18 protein-coding genes are annotated in these 17054 nt (G+C 71.6%); 13 read left to right on the top strand and 5 right to left on the bottom strand.

Annotation, left to right across the window (positions count from 1 at the left end; all coding sequences use genetic code 11):
- Nucleotides 1–11: 11 nt before the first annotated feature.
- The 3 genes from ABZX22_RS12275 to ABZX22_RS12265 are packed head-to-tail and all read left to right on the top strand — an operon-like array spanning nt 12 to nt 3240.
- On the top strand, nt 12–1343 hold the full coding sequence (locus tag ABZX22_RS12275) for an HlyD family efflux transporter periplasmic adaptor subunit (protein WP_354907830.1): 1332 nt from the start codon (nt 12–14) through the stop codon (nt 1341–1343).
- Nucleotides 1340–2059, top strand: a complete 720-nt coding sequence (locus ABZX22_RS12270) for an ABC transporter ATP-binding protein (RefSeq protein ID WP_354907829.1) — start codon at nt 1340–1342, stop codon at nt 2057–2059. The genes ABZX22_RS12275 and ABZX22_RS12270 overlap by 4 nt, the downstream gene beginning before the upstream one ends.
- Nucleotides 2056–3240: an ABC transporter permease gene (locus ABZX22_RS12265; RefSeq protein WP_354907828.1), complete on the top strand. Its 1185-nt coding sequence runs from the start codon at nt 2056–2058 to the stop codon at nt 3238–3240. Before ABZX22_RS12270 ends, ABZX22_RS12265 begins: the two co-directional genes overlap by 4 nt.
- An 86-nt stretch (nt 3241–3326) precedes the next feature.
- Here the strand turns inward: ABZX22_RS12265 and ABZX22_RS12260 are convergent, their stop codons facing one another.
- Together ABZX22_RS12260 and ABZX22_RS12255 are read right to left on the bottom strand one after the other, a co-directional pair.
- On the bottom strand, nt 3327–3971 hold the full coding sequence (locus tag ABZX22_RS12260) for a response regulator transcription factor (protein WP_354907826.1): 645 nt from the start codon (nt 3969–3971) through the stop codon (nt 3327–3329).
- Nucleotides 3968–5062, bottom strand: a complete 1095-nt coding sequence (locus ABZX22_RS12255) for a histidine kinase (protein ID WP_354907825.1) — start codon at nt 5060–5062, stop codon at nt 3968–3970. The genes ABZX22_RS12260 and ABZX22_RS12255 overlap by 4 nt, the downstream gene beginning before the upstream one ends.
- Nucleotides 5063–5179: 117 nt before the next feature.
- On the opposite strand from ABZX22_RS12255, the gene ABZX22_RS12250 reads away from it, so the two are divergent.
- The 9 genes from ABZX22_RS12250 to ABZX22_RS12210 all read left to right on the top strand — a co-directional run bounded on the left by ABZX22_RS12250 (nt 5180) and on the right by ABZX22_RS12210 (nt 12900).
- Nucleotides 5180–6343, top strand: coding sequence for an acetoin utilization protein AcuC (locus ABZX22_RS12250; RefSeq protein WP_354907823.1), 1164 nt, complete (start codon nt 5180–5182; stop codon nt 6341–6343).
- 339 nt (nt 6344–6682) lie between these two features.
- Nucleotides 6683–7465, top strand: coding sequence for a phosphatase (locus ABZX22_RS12245; protein WP_354907822.1), 783 nt, complete (start codon nt 6683–6685; stop codon nt 7463–7465).
- 312 nt (nt 7466–7777) lie between these two features.
- Nucleotides 7778–7981, top strand: a complete 204-nt coding sequence (locus ABZX22_RS12240; protein WP_026214222.1) for a helix-turn-helix domain-containing protein — start codon at nt 7778–7780, stop codon at nt 7979–7981.
- A 153-nt stretch (nt 7982–8134) separates the two neighbouring features.
- Nucleotides 8135–8233 carry an AURKAIP1/COX24 domain-containing protein gene (locus tag ABZX22_RS12235; protein ID WP_018654693.1) on the top strand — a complete coding sequence of 33 codons (99 nt, stop codon included), beginning with the start codon at nt 8135–8137 and terminating at the stop codon, nt 8231–8233.
- Nucleotides 8234–8253: 20 nt separating this feature from the next.
- Nucleotides 8254–9234 (top strand): NAD-dependent epimerase/dehydratase family protein, encoded by a 981-nt coding sequence (locus ABZX22_RS12230; protein WP_354907819.1) that lies wholly within the window; start codon nt 8254–8256, stop codon nt 9232–9234.
- 23 nt (nt 9235–9257) lie between these two features.
- A complete protein-coding gene (locus tag ABZX22_RS12225) occupies nt 9258–10127 on the top strand; it encodes a lysophospholipid acyltransferase family protein (RefSeq protein ID WP_354907818.1) in 870 nt (289 codons plus the stop codon).
- A 109-nt stretch (nt 10128–10236) separates the two neighbouring features.
- Nucleotides 10237–10818: an RNA polymerase sigma factor gene (locus ABZX22_RS12220; RefSeq protein WP_354907816.1), complete on the top strand. Its 582-nt coding sequence runs from the start codon at nt 10237–10239 to the stop codon at nt 10816–10818.
- A 2-nt stretch (nt 10819–10820) separates the two neighbouring features.
- Nucleotides 10821–11876 carry an LCP family protein gene (locus tag ABZX22_RS12215; protein WP_354907954.1) on the top strand — a complete coding sequence of 352 codons (1056 nt, stop codon included), beginning with the start codon at nt 10821–10823 and terminating at the stop codon, nt 11874–11876.
- A gap of 16 nt (nt 11877–11892) precedes the next feature.
- Nucleotides 11893–12900: an alpha/beta fold hydrolase gene (locus ABZX22_RS12210; protein WP_354907815.1), complete on the top strand. Its 1008-nt coding sequence runs from the start codon at nt 11893–11895 to the stop codon at nt 12898–12900.
- Nucleotides 12901–12923: 23 nt separating this feature from the next.
- On the opposite strand, the gene ABZX22_RS12205 is transcribed toward ABZX22_RS12210, so the two are convergent.
- The 3 genes from ABZX22_RS12205 to ABZX22_RS12195 form a co-directional block, all read right to left on the bottom strand.
- Complete coding sequence (locus ABZX22_RS12205; RefSeq protein WP_354907813.1) at nt 12924–13796, bottom strand: HAD-IB family hydrolase; 873 nt, start codon at nt 13794–13796, stop codon at nt 12924–12926.
- 29 nt (nt 13797–13825) lie between these two features.
- Nucleotides 13826–14479 carry a DUF5667 domain-containing protein gene (locus ABZX22_RS12200; protein WP_354907812.1) on the bottom strand — a complete coding sequence of 218 codons (654 nt, stop codon included), beginning with the start codon at nt 14477–14479 and terminating at the stop codon, nt 13826–13828.
- Between the two features lie 71 nt (nt 14480–14550).
- Complete coding sequence (locus tag ABZX22_RS12195; protein ID WP_354907811.1) at nt 14551–15114, bottom strand: sigma-70 family RNA polymerase sigma factor; 564 nt, start codon at nt 15112–15114, stop codon at nt 14551–14553.
- A gap of 267 nt (nt 15115–15381) precedes the next feature.
- On the opposite strand from ABZX22_RS12195, the gene ABZX22_RS12190 reads away from it, so the two are divergent.
- Entirely contained in the window at nt 15382–17007 is a 1626-nt protein-coding gene (locus tag ABZX22_RS12190; protein WP_354907810.1) for an antibiotic biosynthesis monooxygenase, read from the top strand.
- The last annotated feature ends 47 nt before the right edge of the window (nt 17008–17054 follow it).

Here is a 17054-nt window from a genome sequence, read left to right as displayed (position 1 = left end):
CGCTAGGCGGCGTGACGGTTCGTCGCGGTATCCCCCCGCTGCTCGTCCTGTTAGCGCTTACCGGTTGCACCGCCGAGGAGCCGCCTGCCTTCCAGCTCGCGCAGGTGCAGCGCGCCCCGGTCACGGAGGTCGTCGAGGCGCCCGCCACGATCGGTGCCAGGGCCACGGCCACGCTGCGCGCGCCCGCCCAGGGCACGGTGACCAAGCTGTACGTGCGTGACGGCGAGAAGGTCGCCAAGGGGCAGATCCTGGCCAGGATCCGGTCCCCGCAGGCCACCGACCAGCTCGCCCAGGCGCGCAGAGCGGCGCGTCCCGTGCCCGCCCCCTCGACGCCGCGCCTGGCGAGCATCGACACCAGCGCCTTCGACCGCAAGGTGGCCAGGCACTTCGCCAAGGCCAGGGCGGAGGCCCGCAAGGTGGACGACGCGGCCGCGCGCAGGCAGCTGCTGTCCGCCATCGACATGGCCGAGACGCAGCACAAGGCCAACAAGCAGGCGCTGTCGCAGATCACCGCCTCGCTCAGCCGTACCGTCAGCGGCTTCACCAGCGGGCTGACCGCCTCGATGTCGTCGCTGCAGGCGGCCTCGCGCACGCAGGCCAGGGCGGCGGTCAAGGCCGCCGAGTCCACGGTGAAGGCGCTCACCATCAAGGCGCCGTTCGGCGGCGTCGTCACGCTCGGACGTCCTTCGGGCGGTGGCGGCTCCAGCGCGTTGAGCGGGCTGCTCGGGCAGATCCCCGGCGGGGCGGCGCCGCAGCTGCCCGCCGTACCGGCGGGTGGGTCGTCGGGCGGCGGCGCGCCGGTCGCGGTCGGCGTGCCGGTGTCGGCGGGCGACCCGATCGTGACGGTGACCGACGTGTCCAAGCTGACGCTCTCCGCCGACATCGACGAGACCGACGTGCTGCTGGTCAAGCCCGAGACCCGCGCGGAGATCGAGCTGGACGCGGTGCCCGGCGCGACCTACACCGCCACGGTGACGGGCGTCGGCATCCAGCCCATGGAGGCCACCACCGGCGGGGTCAGCTACCCCGTGCAGCTGTCCCTCGGCTCCGGCGCCTTCGACGACGGGTCCGCGGCGCCCACCCCCAAACCCGGCATGAGCGCGGTCGCCAGGCTGACCGTCCGCGAGGCGCCTTCGGCCGTCGCCGTGCCGGCCTCGGCGATCGTCTCGAGCGGGCGGGAGAGCGTCGTCTGGATCTCGTCCGCCGGTACGGCCCAGCGGCGCGTGGTCAAGCTCGGCGCCCAGGGCGACGCGATGGTCGAGGTCGTGAGCGGCCTGACCGTGGGCGAGCGCGTGGTGGTCAAGGGCGCCGACGCGGTACGGCAGGGCCAGCCGCTGTCATGACCCCCGCACTGGAGGCCGTCGACCTCACACGCTCCTACCAGCTCGAAGGCGTCTCCGTGGACGCCCTTCGCGGGGTGAGCCTGCGGATCGACCAGGGCGAGTTCGTGGCGATCGTCGGGCCGTCCGGGTCGGGCAAGTCGACGCTGATGCACCTGCTCGGCTGCCTCGACCGGCCCACGTCGGGCGCGCTGCGGTTGAACGGCACCGAGATGTCCACCCTGTCCGACACCGCGCTCGCCGAGCTGCGCAACAGGACGATCGGGTTCGTCTTCCAGTCGTTCCACCTGCTCGGCCGGACGTCGGCGGTGGACAACGTGGCGCTGCCGCTGGTGTACCGCGGGGTGGGGAAGGCGGAACGGCGGACGCGGGCGCGGCGGGCGCTGGAGGCGGTGGGGCTGGGGCACCGGCTCGACCACCGGCCCTCGCAGATGTCGGGCGGTGAGCAGCAGCGGGTGGCGATCGCGCGGGCGCTGGTCGGCGAGCCGTCGGTGCTGCTGGCCGACGAGCCGACCGGGAACCTGGACACCCGCAACGGGGACGAGGTGATGGCGATCCTCGACCGGCTGAACGCCGACAGCGGGGTGGCCATCGTGCTGGTCACCCACGAGCCGGACATCGCGGCCCACGCGCGCCGCCAGATCCACGTGCGCGACGGCCGGGTGGAGCTGGACACCGCGCACCGGCCCGCCGCGACCGGCGAGGAGGCAGACGCGTGAGGGGCGCGGAGGCGTTCTTCATGGCGCTGGAGGCCCTCAGGGTCAACCGGCTGCGCAGCACGCTCACCATGCTCGGCGTCATCATCGGCGTCCTCGCCGTCGTCGTCCTCGTCGCCATCGGCTCCGGCGCCAAGAACGCCATCGAGCGCGAGATCTCCGGCCTGGGCAGCAACATCATCCTTGTCGTCCCCGGCCAGCTCAGCGTCGGCGCCGTCCCGACCCAGAGCAGGATGAACCTGTCGGACGCCGCCTACGTCCGCCGCGTCGTCGGCGACCCCGGCAAGGTGACCGTCTCCGTCCAGTCCGGCGAGACCGTGCGCGTCGGCAGGAAGGATGCCTTCGTCACGATCGTCGGCACGGACGAGAACCTGCCCAACATCTTCCAGCGTCCCCTCGACCGTGGCCGCTACCTGACCGAGACCGACGTCGACACCCGGCGGAGGGTCGCGGTGCTGGGTGCGGAGGTGGCCGACGAGATGTTCGGCGACGTCGACCCCGTGGGCCGCCAGATCACCGTCTCGGGCGCCCGCTTCCGCGTGGTCGGCGTCTACACGACGGTCGGCGCGACCTTCGGGGTGGCCCGCGACAAGGAGGTGCACGTCCCCGTCACCACCGCGCAGCGGCTGATCGGCGCCAGCAGGATCAACGGGATCGCGGTCGGCGCCTCGGGCCCCGACGAGATCGAGCCGCTCCAGCGGAAGGTCGTCGCCGCCCTGGGCGAGCGGTATCCGGGCGAGCGCTTCTCCGCCGTCACCCAGACCCAGCTGCTCGGCACCATCGGCAGCGTCCTCGGCATGCTCACCGGCGTGCTCGCCGCCATCGCGGGCATCTCGCTGCTGGTGGGCGGGGTCGGCGTGTCCAACATCATGCTCGTCAGCGTCCGCGAACGCACCCGGGAGATCGGCCTGCGCAAGGCGCTCGGGGCGCGCCAGCGCGACATCCTCGCCCAGTTCCTCATCGAGGCCGTGCTGCTGACGACCATCGGCGGCCTGGTCGGCATCCTGTTGGGTGTGGGCGGCGCGCTGGCCATCCAGTCGCTCACGCCGGTGCCCGCCGCCATCACTTGGTGGTCGATCGCGCTGGCGTTCGGGGTGTCGGCCGCGGTGGGCGTCTTCTTCGGGGTCGCCCCTGCACGCCGGGCGGGCCGCCTCGACCCGGTCATCGCTCTGCGCGCCGAGTAACGCGCGCGAGGCCCGGTCATCGCCCCGCGCGCCGAATGACCCGCGCGAGATCCGAGGGTCGATGGCCGGTCAGGGGTCGCGCTTCCTCAGCCGCCGGGGGTGACCAGCCCCCGCTCGTAGGCGACGATCACCGCCTGTGCCCTGTCCCTGACGTCGATCTTGGCGAACACCGCGGTCACGTGGTTCTTCACGGTGCTCGGCGAGACGGCGAGCCGTTCGGCGATCTCGGCGTTGGACAGGCCTTTCGCGATGAGCACGAGCACCTCCTGCTCCCGCGCGGTGAGCCCGTCGATCTCCGCGCGCGGCCGGCCCCCGCGGACGTAGGTGCGGATCAGCCCGGTCAGCAGGCGCGGCGCGACGGCCGCCGCGCCGCCGTGGACCACCCTGACGGCCTCGACCAGTTCCTCGGGCGAGACGTCCTTCGGCAGGAAGCCGTCGGCTCCGGCCCTGAGCGCCGTCACGACGTTCTCGTCCAGGTCGAAGGTGCTCAGCATGAGGATCTTGGTCAGCGCGAACTCGGCGACGATGGCCGACGTCGCCTCGATGCCGTCCACGCCGGGCATGTGCAGGTCCATGATGACCACGTCGGGGCGCAGCTCGCGGCAGCGCGCCACGGCGGCGGCGCCGTCGCCCGCCTCGCCGACCACGGAGATGTCGGGCTGGGCGTTCAGCATGAGCCGGTATCCGGTCCTGACGAGGGCGTGGTCGTCCACGAGCAGCACGGTGATCACAGCGGAAGCCTCGCACGGACCTCGAAGCCGCCGACCTCGCGGGGCCCGGTGAACAGCTGCCCGCCGCAGAGCGCCACCCGCTCGGCCATGCCCGCCAGCCCGAAGCCGCCGGGGGAGGACGAGGGCCCGGCCGTACCGTCGTCCAGCACCTCGACCTCGACCGCCCGCTCCTCGTAGCTGATCCGCACGGTGGCCCGCGCCCCGCGCGTGTGCTTGCGGGTGTTGGTGAGCGCCTCCTGCACGATCCGGTAGACGGCCAGGTCGATCGCCGCGGGCAGCGGCACGGGCGTGCCGTCCACCGCCAGGCTCGCCGGCAGCCCCGCCGCGCCGGCCTGCTCGACCAGCGCGGGCAGCCCGGCCGCGCCCGCCCCGGTCGCCTCGCCGCCGCCGGGGCCGTCGGCCCGCAGCACGTCGAGCAGGTGCCGCATCTCCGTCAGCGCCTGCCTGGCGGTCTGCTCGGCCCACAGCAGCGCCTCGCGGGCCTCCGGCGGATCCGGGGGCATGACCGCGCGCGCCCCGCCGACCAGCGCGTTGATCACGCTGAGGTGGTGGGCGACGACGTCGTGCAGCTCGCGGGCGATACGGCGGCGCTCCGCGCGGACCGCCTCGTCGGCGCGCTCCCTGGCCGAACGCTCGCGCAGCTCGACACGTGCCCTGACGAGCTGCCCCACGCCCACGGCCACCAGGTAGGAGGCGATGGCCAGGCTCTCCGTGGGCGTCCTCACCGCGAGGGCGATGCCGTAGGCGGTGGCGAGCGCGACAGCGGTGACCAGCGTCCTCCTGCCCTCGGTGTAGCGGCCGAGGCTGTAGAGGGCGATCAGCGCGGTGGTGGCCACCGAGTTGGTGCCGGTGAGGGTGCCGACGACGTCGAGCCCGGCGACGGCGACGGCGACGGGGATCGGGTGGCGGCGCCGGGCGAGAAGAGGGAGGGCGGAGGCCAGGAGCATGGCGCCGCCGGCGACGAGGGGCGGATCGCCGACGAGTCCGGCGACGAGGCCGACCACGGCGATGGTGCCGAGCACGATGACCAGCGTCGCGTCGAACACCTCGGGACGGCCGAAGAACCGCCATATCGCCCGCCCTACGCGCATGGCCTGAACCCTAACCAGTCGCCGCGGTCGGCGCGGGTCTCCGGGCGGCGGGGCAGGAGAGTGGATCATGTGGTGCGGGTTTCGCCCGGGTCGCCGGCACTGCGGTAACGTCGGCGCATGAGCGAGTCGGTGCGAGTCGTCTGGGACGACGCCCTCACTGCCTATGATTTCGGCCCGGGTCACCCCCTCGCTCCCATCAGGGTCGAGCTGACCATGGCGCTGGCCCGCGAGCTCGGCGTTCTCGACCGGACCGAGGTCGTCGGCTGCGTACCGGCCACCGACGACGAGCTGGCCCTCGTCCACAAGCGTGACTACATCGAGGCGGTCAAGCGCGTCTCGGCGGACGGCCGCCCTGACCTGGCCGCGGGCCTCGGCACGCCGGACAACCCGTCCTTCGCGGGCGTCCACGAGGCCTCCGCGCTCATCGCGGGCGCCTCGCTGGCCGCCGCCCGCACGGTCTGGGAGGGTACGGCCGAGCACGCCGTCAACATCGCCGGCGGCCTGCACCACGCCATGGCCAACGTGGCCAGCGGCTTCTGCGTCTACAACGACCCCGCAGTGGCGATCGCCTGGCTGCTGGCGCAGGGCGCCTCGAAGGTCGCCTACGTCGACGTCGACGTCCACCACGGCGACGGCGTCCAGGCGCTCTTCTACGACGACCCCCGCGTGCTGACCATCAGCCTGCACGAGAGCCCCCGCACGCTCTTCCCCGGCACGGGATGGCCGGAGGAGACCGGCGCGGAGGGCACCGCGGTCAACGTGGCGCTGCCCGCGGGGTGCGGCGACGAGGGCTGGCTGCGCGCCTTCCACGCGGTCGTGCCGCCGCTGCTGAGGGAGTTCGCGCCCGAGATCCTGGTGACCCAGCACGGCTGCGACAGCCACGCGCTCGACCCGCTGGCCCACCTGATGCTGAGCGTCGACGGCCAGCGCGCCGCCTATGCCGCGCTGCACCGCCTGGCCCACGAGACGGCCGGCGGGCGCTGGATCGTCACCGGAGGCGGCGGTTACGAGCTGGTCCAGGTGGTGCCGCGGGCGTGGACGCACCTCATCGCCGAGGTGTCGGGCCATCCCGTCGACCCCTCGACGAGGACGGGCGCGGCCTGGCAGGCCCTGGTGCGCGAGCGGACGAGGGAGACGCCGCCGCTCACCATGACCGACGGGCGCACCCCGGCGTTCAAGGACCTGTCGGGCGGCTACGACCCGGGCGACGCCGTCGACCGCGCGATCATGGCGACGCGGCAGGCCGTCTTCCCCTACCACGGCCTCGACCCGATGCCCTGACGCCGCGGGCCCAGCACGTTCGTGAGCGTGCCTACGACGCGCCCGGGCGCCCGACGTGAGCGTGCCTATGACGCGCCCGGGCGGTCGATGTGTGCGTGTCCGCGACGCGCCCGGGCGGTCGATGTGTGCGTGTCCGCGACGCGCCCGGGCGGTCGATGTGTGCGTGTCCGCGACGCGCCCGGGCGTTCGATGTGTGCGTGTCCGCGACGCGCCCGGGCGTTCGATGTGTGCGTGTCCGCGACGCGCCCGGGTGCCCGAGTCGTCGGAATTTCGCAGCCTGTGCGGTGGTTCAGACCATTCGTGGGCCGTTAGGCTCCGACAGGTGGGAAGGAGAGTCCATTGCTGACCCGTGACGAACTCCGCGAGCACCTGATCAGGACGCGCATCGCCGGAGATGTGGCCACCAGCAGGGAGAACAATCTCGACCACTACCGGTCCGTCGCGAACCGAGACCCTTACTTCCTCTTCGGCCTGACCAGTCTCGAGAACTGGTCCTACCGCGACGTCCTCGCCCAGATGGCCAAGTCGGCGGGTGTCGTCGCCGATCCCGGGCACCGCGAGGGCCAGGACACCATCGATCCCGAGCGCACGATCGACGCGCTCGACCTCATGGCCGACCGCATCGTCGGCGTGCTGGCCAGGCCGGCGCCGCGCGTGCTGTTCGCCACGGGGCATCCGACCGGTCTGCTCGCCATCCACCTGCCGCTGGCCGCGGCCGTGGCGGCCAGGGGCGCGACGCTGCTGAGCCCCGCCGAGGGCTGGACCTACTGGGGCGCCGGCTTCGGCAGGAAGCGCAAGATCCGCTACCTGGGCGACGTGGCGATGCTCGACGACCGGGGCGGTTTCGTGCACACGCACGACTCGGCGCCCATGGAGGCGATGCTGGCCGAGCTCGGCGACGCGCGTCCCGATCTGGTGATCGCCGATCACGGCTGGGCGGGAGCGGCCGGAGAGGCGGGCATCCCGACCGTCGGGTTCGCCGACAGCAACGACCCCGCGCTCTTCCTGGGCGAGGCCGAGGGCAAGATCGACGTGGTCGTCCCACTCGATGACAATGTGCTACCGCGCTATTACGCGCCGTTGACCGATCGGCTCGTCACACGAGTCTCACGAGCCCTTTGAGTCGAATTCGGCCCTCCCTATACCGTCTTTTCGCGCCTGCATTCCAAGAGGCTCGTCGTCCCTTTGCCAACTTTTGAGGGGCGCTGGGCGACTCTTATGTGTACGAACATAGACAGGTGGCACGTCCAGGCGAGGGGCACGGCCCGGCTGCTGGCCAGCAATTTCGCTGGTTTCGCTGACAGGCGGCTCCGATGACTGAGAAAGTAGGGGGTTTGCGCACTCGGAGTCCCGACTTACGCTGACGGCAGTACACGTGCGTGAGCAATGGCACCAGTGGGGATAACCCGGAAACACGTGCGGAAGAGGCGTCCGATGGGTGCAGGCGAAAGACCTCTCAGCGAGGTGAAGTTCCTGACCGTTGCCGAGGTGGCCACGGTCATGCGGGTGTCCAAGATGACGGTGTACCGGTTGGTGCACTCTGGCGAGCTGCCGGCCATCAGGGTCGGGCGCTCGTTCCGAGTTCCTGAGCAGGCGGTCCACGACTACCTCAGGGAGGCGTACATCGAGGCTGGGTAAGCCCGAGAGGTAGCGGTGTGATCGGTGGTCACATCGCGAGTGTTGCCACACGGTCACCCCCAGGGGGCGATCTACCGTGGATCGCCGGTAGTCTGTTGACCGGTGTGCGCTCGCACACCGATTCAGCCTTGCTATCAGTTACCTGGGGGTCCCGTGGGCTCTGTGATCAAAAAGCGCCGCAAGCGGATGGCCAAGAAGAAGCACCGCAAGCTGCTGAAGAAGACGCGCATCCAGCGTCGTAACAAGAAGTAGCCGCAGTCTGTGAGGCGCCGATGACCCACACCGTGCTTGTCACCGGGGTCTCGCGCCACGTCGGCGCCCGAGTGGCGAGCGTTCTCGCGGCGGACCCGGGCATCAGTCGCGTCATCGGAGTGGACACCGTGCCGCCGCCCTCGCTCACCCGAGATGGCGGCATCTCCCTCGGCCGGACGGAGTTCGTCCGGGTGGATCTTCGCAGCCCCGACATCGCTCAGGTGATCGCGGCGGCGGACATCGACATCGTTGTGCACATGAGCCTGGTCAGCGCTCCCTCGGGCAGCGCGGGCCGAGCCTCCATGAAAGAGCACAACGTGATCGGCACCATGCAGTTGCTCGGTGCCTGTCAGCGGTCGTCGACCGTGCGCCGCGTGGTGGTGCGTTCCACCACCGCGGTCTACGGCTCGTCGCCCAAGGATCCGGCGGTGTTCACCGAGGACGTCGTACCTCACGACAGCCCGTCTCATGGCTATGCCAAGGACGCGGCCGAGGTCGAAGGCTATGTCCGGGGCTTCGCGCGCCGCCGTCCCGATGTCACGGTGTCGACGCTGCGTTTCGCGAACTTCATGGGTCCCGGCGTCGACTCGCCGCTGACGCGTTATTTCAGCCAGTCCGTCCTGCCGTCCGTGTTCGGGTTCGACCCCCGGCTGCAGTTCGTCCACGAAGACGACGCGGTCGAGGTGTTGCGGCGGATGGCGCTGGACGACCACCCCGGCACGTACAACGTGACCGGGGAAGGCGTGCTTCTGCTGTCGCAGTGCGCGCGCCGGGCGGGCGCCATCACCCTCCCGCTCCTCTCGCCCGCCTTCCGCCTGCTGGGCGAGGCCGCTCGCGGCGCGGGCCTGGTCGACTTCTCGCCGGAGCAACTGCGGCTGCTGTGTCACGGCAGGGTCGTCGACGGCACCAAGCTCGCGGCCGAGCTCGGCTGGAAGCCCAAGTTCACCACCGCGGCGGCTTTCGACGACTTCCTGCGGTCGAGGAGAGGTGTCCGGAGTTGAGCGCTTCGCCCGAAGAACGCCGGGTGATTCCCATCACCGATGCGCCCTCCTACGCGGGAGAGGACCACGACGACGCGATCGCCCGCCTGCTGGCCTTCCTGCGCCGCCGGATCGCCGGCGAGTACGAAGTGGACGAGTTCGGCTACGACTCCGAGCTCACCGACAAAGTCCTGCTGGAGCTGATCAGGCCGCTCTACCACCGGTGGTTCCGGGTCGAGACCGTCGGCCTGGACAACATCCCGGCCGACAGCGGCGCGCTGATGGTCGCCAACCACTCGGGCACGCTCCCCGTCGACGCCCTGATGATGCAGGTGGCCGTCCACGACGAGGGCGGGCGGGCGCTGCGACTGCTCGGCGCCGACCTGGTCTACCAGCTTCCGGTGCTCGGCCACCTGTCCCGCAAGACCGGCCACACCCTGGCCTGCCCCGAGGACGCCGACCGCCTGCTGCGCAAGGGCGAGCTCGTCGGCGTGTTCCCCGAGGGCTTCAAGGGCGTCGGCAAGCCGTTCTCCGAGCGATACCAGCTGCAGCGCTTCGGCAGGGGCGGCTTCGTCGCGTCCGCCATCCGCGCCGGCGTGCCGATCGTGCCCACGGCGATCGTCGGGGCGGAGGAGATCTATCCCAAGATCGGCGACCTGCGCTTCCTCGCGCGCCTGCTCGGCCTGCCGTACCTGCCGATCACGCCGCTGTTCCCGTGGTTCGGCCTGTTCGGCCTGATCCCGCTGCCGTCGAAGTGGATGATCGAGTTCGGCGAGCCGATCAGGACCGACACCTTCGAGCCGGCCGCCGCCGACGACCCCATGCTGGTCTTCGAGCTCACCGACCACGTCCGCGAGGTCGTCCAGCAGCTGCTCACGGCCCTGCGCCTGCGCCGCGGTCACGCCTTCTTCTGAGCCCCCCGGTACGGCACGCCGCACCCCTCGCGGAGGGCGCGTGAACCCGGATCGCCCCTGAGGGAGAGATACCGGGGACCGCGTCGATTCCACGAAGGGGGCCGGCCTGTTGACCGCGCCAACTCCTGTCGGGTTCAGGGACGACGAGCTGATCCGTGGCTCCCTGGCCGACCCTGAGCAGTTCGCCGAGCTGTTCGACCGCTATGCGGGAATGCTGTACCGCTACGTCTCCCGGCGCCTGGGGCCCGAACCCGCCGAGGACCTGGTCGGCGAAACCTTCCTGATCGCCTTCGCCAAGCGCAAGAAATACGACATGTCCTACACGGACGCGCGGCCGTGGCTGTTCGGCATCGTCACCAAGTTGCTCGCACGCCACCACCGCAGGGAGGCCACCAGGTACCGGGCGCTGCTGCGGGTGCCGACGGACGAGGTGACGGAGTCGCCCGTGGAGCGGGTGCTGACGGGCGTGACGGCGCAGGCGGCGCGGCCGCTGCTGGCCGGCGCGCTCGCCGCGCTGCCCGCGAGGGACAGGGACGTCCTGCTGCTGATCGCCTGGGGCGACCTGGCCTACGAGGAGGTGGCGCAGGCGCTGTCCATCCCGGTCGGCACCGTGCGCTCCCGCCTCAACCGAGCGCGCAGGAAGGTCCGCGCCGCGCTCGGCGACACCAACCCGATGCTGGAGGAGGCGTGACCATGGACGACCTGCGGATGCTCCGCGACTTCGGCGACGAGCTGGAGCACGAGCCGCCCGCCACGCTGGCCGGCCGGCGCCGGAGCTTCATGGAGCGCCGCCCCCGCCGAGGGTTCAGGCTGGGCGGCTGGCCGATGCTGGGCCTGGCCGCCGTCGCGACCGCGGCGGCCGTCGCCGTCCCGATGGTGGTGCTCAAGGGTGGCGACCAGCTCACGGCCGGTACGGTGGCCCCGCCCGCGGGCGCGCGCCCGGCCAAGTCCGGCCAAGCGATCAACGTGCTGCTCGTCGGCTCCGACACCCGCGAGGGCGAGGCCAACGCGAAGTACGGCCCGATCCAGTCCAGGACCGGGGCGGGCGCCCGAGCGGACACGATCATCCTGCTGCACCTGTCGGCCGACGGGAGGAGCGCGGACGCGGTCAACCTGCCCCGCGACTCGATGGCGGAGCTGCCCTCCTGTGCCGGCGCGCCGGGCGGGCAGCGGATGCTCAACGCCGCGCTCGACGCCGGTGGCCTGCGGTGCGTGTGGGAGAGCGTCGAGAAGCTGACGAAGGTCAGGATCGACCACGCGGTGGAGGTGGACTTCGCCGGTTTCAAGACGATGGTCGACGCCGTCGGGACGGTGCGCGTGAAGGTGGACACCCCGATCGACGACAGGAAGTCGAAGCTGAAGTTGCCCGCGGGCGAGCACGAGCTCAACGGGGAGCAGGCACTGGGCTACGTCAGGCTCCGCTACTACGCCGACGGCAGCGACCTGTCGCGCATCAAGCGCCAGCACGGTTTCCTGGCCGCGATGGCGGCGGAGGTGCGGAGCGACCCGGCCAAGCTCGCCGCGCTCATCCGGGCCGCGAGCGAGGTGGTGACGACCGACGACGGGCTCGGTGTGAGCCAGATGGCCGACATCGCGCGCGGCGTGTCGGGCGCGAAACTGCACTTCTCCACCGTCCCGGTCGAACCGCATCCGCAGGACCGCCACCGGCTGCAGTGGAAGCAGCCCGAGGCTGGCCGGCTGTTCCAGGCCATCGCCGACGACCAGCCTATTGGACCAAAAGTCCAGTAAAGGTTATCGTCGGCGCATGAGAGCGTGGACGATCGCGGCAGGGGTGCTGGCAGGTGTGGCCATCGGGGCGGTCGCGGCCCGCGGGCGGCGCGCCCCTCACCTGGTGACGGCGCGAGGACGGGCCCTCACCGTCACCACCCCTGACGGCGTACGGCTGGCCGTGGAGGTCGACGAGCCCGACGCTCCGGCGTACGCCGTCGTGTTCGCCCACGGCTGGGTGCTCACCAGGCACTCGTGGCACTTCCAGCGGGAGGCGCTGGCCGGACGCGCGATGCTCGTCGGCTACGACCAGCGGGGACACGGCGACTCCGGCGCGGGGCCCGCCGACCGCCGCACGATCGAGCAGCTCGGCGAGGACCTGCACGCCGTCATCGAGGCCGTCGTGCCCCCGGAGCTGCCCGTGGTGGTGGTCGGCCACTCGATGGGCGGGATGACGGTGATGGGCCTGGCCGCTTCCCGTCCCGCGCTGTTCGGCTCCCGCATCGTCGGCGCGGCGCTGGTCAGCACGTCGTCCGGCCGGCTGGGCGAGAGCACGTTCGGCCTGCGCGGCCCGCTGGGCAGGCTGGCGCCGCGGGTGACCCCCCTCGTCATGAACGGGCTGCGGGACTCCATGATCAACCCGATGACGACGCTGCCCGTCACCCGCTTTCTCGCCTTCGGCCCGCGCAGGGAGCACCTGCGCTTCGTCAACCGCATGATCGCCGGTACGCCGGCGGCGGTGATGGCGGGCTTCTTCCACGGCATGCTCGCCCACGACAAGCTGGCGGCGCTGCAAGCGCTGGCCTCGGTGGAGACGCTGGTGCTGGTCGGCGCGCTCGACCGGCTCACACCGCCGGAGCACAGCCGCAGGATCGCCGCGGCGCTGCCGTCGGCCAGGCTGGTGGTGGTGCCGGGAGCGGGGCACATGGTCGGGCTGGAGAACCCCACGGCGGTCAGCCGGGAGCTGGCCGCCCTGCTGGAGCGCTGCGCCGCGCGACCGCCGGTTCCCCGGCCACCCGAAGGCGCGGGTGCCGCCGCCCTGTGAGCCTCCCGCGTGGGGGCGGCGGGTCAGCCGGAGCGGTGCTGGCGGCGCAGCGCGATGCCCGCGGCGATGCCGCCCGCGACGGCGCCCACCCCGGCGGCGATCGGCAGGGCGGTCAGCGTGGCCTTGCGCCCCGTGCGGAAGTCGCGGATCGGCCAGTTGTGCTTCTTGGCGTGCTCGCGCAGCTCCGAGTCGGGGTTGATGGCCACGGCCCGGCCGACCAGCGACAGCATCGGCAGGTCGTTGGCCGAGTCGCTGTAGGCGGTGCAGCGGGTCAGGTCGAGGCCCTCGCGGCGGGCCAGCGCCCGCACCGCCTCGGCCTTGGCGGGGCCGTGCAGCAGGTCGCCGACCAGGCGGCCGGTGTAGACGCCGTCCTGCGACTCGGCCACCGTGCCGAGGGCGCCGGTCAGGCCCAGCCGCTGGGCGATGACCCTGGCCAGCTCGACAGGGGTGGCGGTGACCAGCCAGACGCGCTGCCCGGCGTCGAGGTGCGACTGGGCCAGCGCCCGGGTGCCCGCCCAGATCCGGTCCGACATCGTCTCGTCGTAGATCTCCTCGCCGAGCCGTACGACGTCGTCGACCTTGCTGCCCGCGACGAAGGCCAGCGCGGTCTCGCGAGCCACCGCGATGTGCTCGGGGTTCTCGTTGCCGCGCAGCCGGAAGACCGCCTGGCCGACCGCGAACTTCAGCAGGTCGGACGTGGTGAACATGCCGCGCGTGGCGAGGCCGCGGGCGAAGTGGTAGATCGAGGCTCCGCGCATCATCGTGTTGTCGACGTCGAAGAAGGCCGCGGCCTGCATGTCGGGCTCGGGGGGAACGGTGGCCACCGCGGCGGCTGCCGCCACCTCGCCGGCAATCTCCGCCTCAGCCGCCCGATGCCGTCGTAGTAGCCGCCTCATAGCCCCTCAGCTTAACCGGGAAGTATTGACTAGCCGTTAGGCAGCCGCAGCCCGTCGATGTAGTCGAGGTAATCGTTGGCCTGCTGCTGGTCGACGTCGTTGAGCTGCTCCAGCATCGGGTCGACCTTCTCGTGCTGCTCGGCCACGAAGTCGTCGATCTTCGACTGGTCGCGGGGCACCGCCCGGTCCATCCGCTCGATCGCCGAGCGGGTGCTCTCCTCCATCTCCTGGAGCGTGGCGCCGACGTGCGGGCCGCCGCCGCCCGCGTCGAGCAGCGCCGCCAGCTCCTCGGCCCGCTCGCTCGCGGCGTCGAGGGCGCCGCCCGCCTTGTCGGGGTTCAGCTCCATCACCGCGCCCTCCGCGGCCCGTTTGAGCGGATAGAGCATGTCGCCCGGCACCGCGCGGTAGGTCACGATCGTCGACAGCGTCATCGCCGTCGCGAGGCCGGCCGCCAGCACCGGGGAGAGCCAGCGCAGCGGTCCACGACGGCGCGCGGGAGGCGCCGCGGTGGCCGGTCCGGGCGCCGCCAGGGTCTCGGACAGCAGCGTCTCGCGCAGCCTGGCTCTGAACGCGGGGTCGGGCCCGCCTCCCAGGGGGAGGTTCGCGCCGAGGTCGGTCAGCTGTCCGAGGAGGGCATCAGCGTCATGATCGGACAGCCGGCGATGGAATGGCGACCTACCCATGAACGCTCCCTGCCGCCCCCGCATGTCGATCCACTGGTGATACCTGCCTAACGACCTGCCGCGGGGTGAGGTTACGCCAGATCCGGCTTGAGAGCCCTGGCCAGCGATCGGATCGCTCGGAACTGCAGCGCTTTGATCGCTCCACTCTTCTTCCCCATGATCAGTGCGGTCTCCGCCAGTGACAGGCCGTGCAGGAACCTCAGGACCACGCATTCCTGCTGCTCGGGATTGAGCTCCCGGACGGCGCGCAGCACGCGGTCGTTGATGATCGCCGTGACGACGGCGTTCTCAGGGATGTGCTCGCCGTCGACGGGGACGTCGAGCACCTCCGCCGTGGTGACCTCGAGGCGGTAGCGACCGGACTTGAAATGATCGGTGACCAGGTTCCGGGCGATGGTCACGAGCCAGGCGCCGAAGTCACGACCCTGCCAGGTGAAGTCGGTGATTCGGCGAAGCGCGCGCAGGAAGGTCTCGCTGGTGAGATCCTCGGCGAGGGGATGGGAGCCGACTCTGAAGTAGATGTACCGGTAGACGAGGTCGAGATAGCGGTCGTAGAGCGTTCCGAAAGCGTCGTTGTCGCCGGCTTTGGCCCGTAAGACCAGTGCGCGCAGCTCATTGTGATCGGTGTCCGGCACGTCTTCACGTACAGCAAGCTCGCCCGTCCGGGCTCCTCCGAGTGCGGAGGGGGGAAGTAGCCCGGCGAACGACCACGAGTCAGGCATCCGGTATCCCTAGGGGTAAGGGGTGCGGCGTGCTCGAACACTCTAGAAATCAACTGGAAATTCCACAATCCGCACAGGGTGCGTCATGGCTACCAGTAACCGGCGGATACCGTGTGGACCGACCCGCTTCCCTCTTCGGCTACCGGTTGGGAGGTAATGTCCGGCAGCATTGGGGGCACCATGGAACTCCTCGTCGCAGTGATCGCGTTCGCCGGTGCCCTGCTCGCCGGGATCGCCGCGTTCGCCCTGGTACGCCGTTTTCAGGAAGACCGTGATGGCTGGCTGATCGCCTGGACCGTGGCCGCGATCGCCCTGTGCCTCTCGCTCGCCGCCGTCGGGCTCGGCACGCTGCAGACCTTCGGGCCGCTCACCTTCCGGCTCTACCAGCTGTTCGGGGCGCTGCTGGCGCCGCTGTGGCTGGCCATCGGCCTCGTCCAGCTGCTGGCGGAGAAGGGCAGGGCCAGCTTCGCCACCTGGCTGCTGGGCATCGCCGTCACCATCGTCTCCGGCTACATCCTGATCCTCGACCCCGTGATCGAGGAGGCCAAGCTCAAGAACACGGTCCTGCCGTCCGGCAGCCTGCACTGGGGTCTGGTCGCCGGATCGGTCCTGACGGGCGTCCACGCGCTCGTCGTCCTGGTGATGCTCGGCTGCCTGGTGATGGCGGGCCTGCGCTGGCGCAAGGGCGACGAGTACGACACCGACAACCTGCACGCCAGCCTGGTCGTCGGGCCCAGCGCCATCGCGCTGGTCGGCGCCGTGCGGTTCAGCGTGCCGGCGGTCTTCACCGTCGCGCTGCTCGTCGTGGCCGCGGCCGGTGTCTGGTACTCCGTGCTGCGCCCGCTGGCGCCGTACGAGGACGAGGAGGAGGGCGAGATCGCCGAGGAGCAGTGGGAGTCCCGTCCCGCCGGCCGCAGGGCCGCGAGGGAGCCCGCCGTGCCGCCGCCGGCCGTCCAGCAGCCGGCGGTCCAGCAGCCGGCCGTCCAGCAACCGGCGCAGCCCCGCAGGTCGGGTCTCGGCGATCTGGTCGCTGAGTACCGCGCCGGCGAGCAGGAGGTCGACTACGCCGCCCGCATGGATCCCTTCGCCTCGGGTCCTGCCACCGGCACGTTCATGTCCAACGGCGCCGACGGCCGCTACGGCCAGCTCCCGCCCAGCGGCCCCCAGGGCGGTCACCACGCGGCCACCCCGGCCGGCGCCCACGCGACGAGCTCGCACACCGGCCCGCACTCCATGCCGGGCGGCCACGCGAGCCCGCACACCGGCCCGCACTCCATGCCGGGCGGCCATCCGCCGGAGACCGGCATGTTCGGCGTGCCCGAGGGCCTGGCGGCGGCATCACCCGGCTACGGCGGGCACGCCCGCGAGCCCGAGTACAGCATGCCCGCCACCGGCGCCGTCTACCCCGGCGCCGAGATCCCCGGCTTCTCGACCGGCTCCACCACGGTTCCCGCCGGTGGCGGCTCGCGGCCCTCGCCGAGCATCTACGGCCTGCTGACCGTGTTCACGATCATGGACGGCTCCGGCGAGGCCTTCGACCGGCTGGCCGAGCAGACCGTGGAGGCCGTCCGGCGCAGCGAGCCCGACACGCTGGTCTACGCCTGCCACGCGGTCAAGTCGGCCCCGCTGCAGCGCATCGTCTACGAGCTGTACCGCGACGAGGTCGCCTACGCCGACCACCAGCGCCAGCCCCACATGGAGCGCTTCCTCACCGATCGCCAGTCGATGGTGCTGGCCACCAACGTCATCGAGCTCAGCGTCAACGCGGCCAAGGTCGTGCCGTTGCCGACCGCCTTCCAGGTCTGAGGCGGGCCGTCCGCACGGGTCAGCCGCACGAGTCAGCCGCGCAGGTC

It is taken from the genome of Nonomuraea sp. NPDC003804 (assembly GCF_040610675.1).
Lineage (GTDB): Bacteria > Actinomycetota > Actinomycetes > Streptosporangiales > Streptosporangiaceae > Nonomuraea.
The sequence above is the reverse complement of the archived record's forward strand: the minus strand, read 5'-3'. Positions and strand labels throughout refer to the sequence as shown.

Coding starts and splice junctions, on each gene's coding strand:
- ABZX22_RS12210 (WP_354907815.1), top strand. CDS start 11,893: ATGAGAGCGTGGACGATCGCGGCAGGGGTGCTGGCAGGTGTGGCCATC.
- ABZX22_RS12190 (WP_354907810.1), top strand. CDS start 15,382: ATGGAACTCCTCGTCGCAGTGATCGCGTTCGCCGGTGCCCTGCTCGCC.
- ABZX22_RS12215 (WP_354907954.1), top strand. CDS start 10,821: ATGGACGACCTGCGGATGCTCCGCGACTTCGGCGACGAGCTGGAGCAC.
- ABZX22_RS12205 (WP_354907813.1), bottom strand. CDS start 13,796: ATGAGGCGGCTACTACGACGGCATCGGGCGGCTGAGGCGGAGATTGCC.
- ABZX22_RS12240 (WP_026214222.1), top strand. CDS start 7,778: ATGGGTGCAGGCGAAAGACCTCTCAGCGAGGTGAAGTTCCTGACCGTT.
- ABZX22_RS12255 (WP_354907825.1), bottom strand. CDS start 5,062: ATGCGCGTAGGGCGGGCGATATGGCGGTTCTTCGGCCGTCCCGAGGTG.
- ABZX22_RS12230 (WP_354907819.1), top strand. CDS start 8,254: ATGACCCACACCGTGCTTGTCACCGGGGTCTCGCGCCACGTCGGCGCC.
- ABZX22_RS12250 (WP_354907823.1), top strand. CDS start 5,180: ATGAGCGAGTCGGTGCGAGTCGTCTGGGACGACGCCCTCACTGCCTAT.
- ABZX22_RS12270 (WP_354907829.1), top strand. CDS start 1,340: ATGACCCCCGCACTGGAGGCCGTCGACCTCACACGCTCCTACCAGCTC.
- ABZX22_RS12200 (WP_354907812.1), bottom strand. CDS start 14,479: ATGGGTAGGTCGCCATTCCATCGCCGGCTGTCCGATCATGACGCTGAT.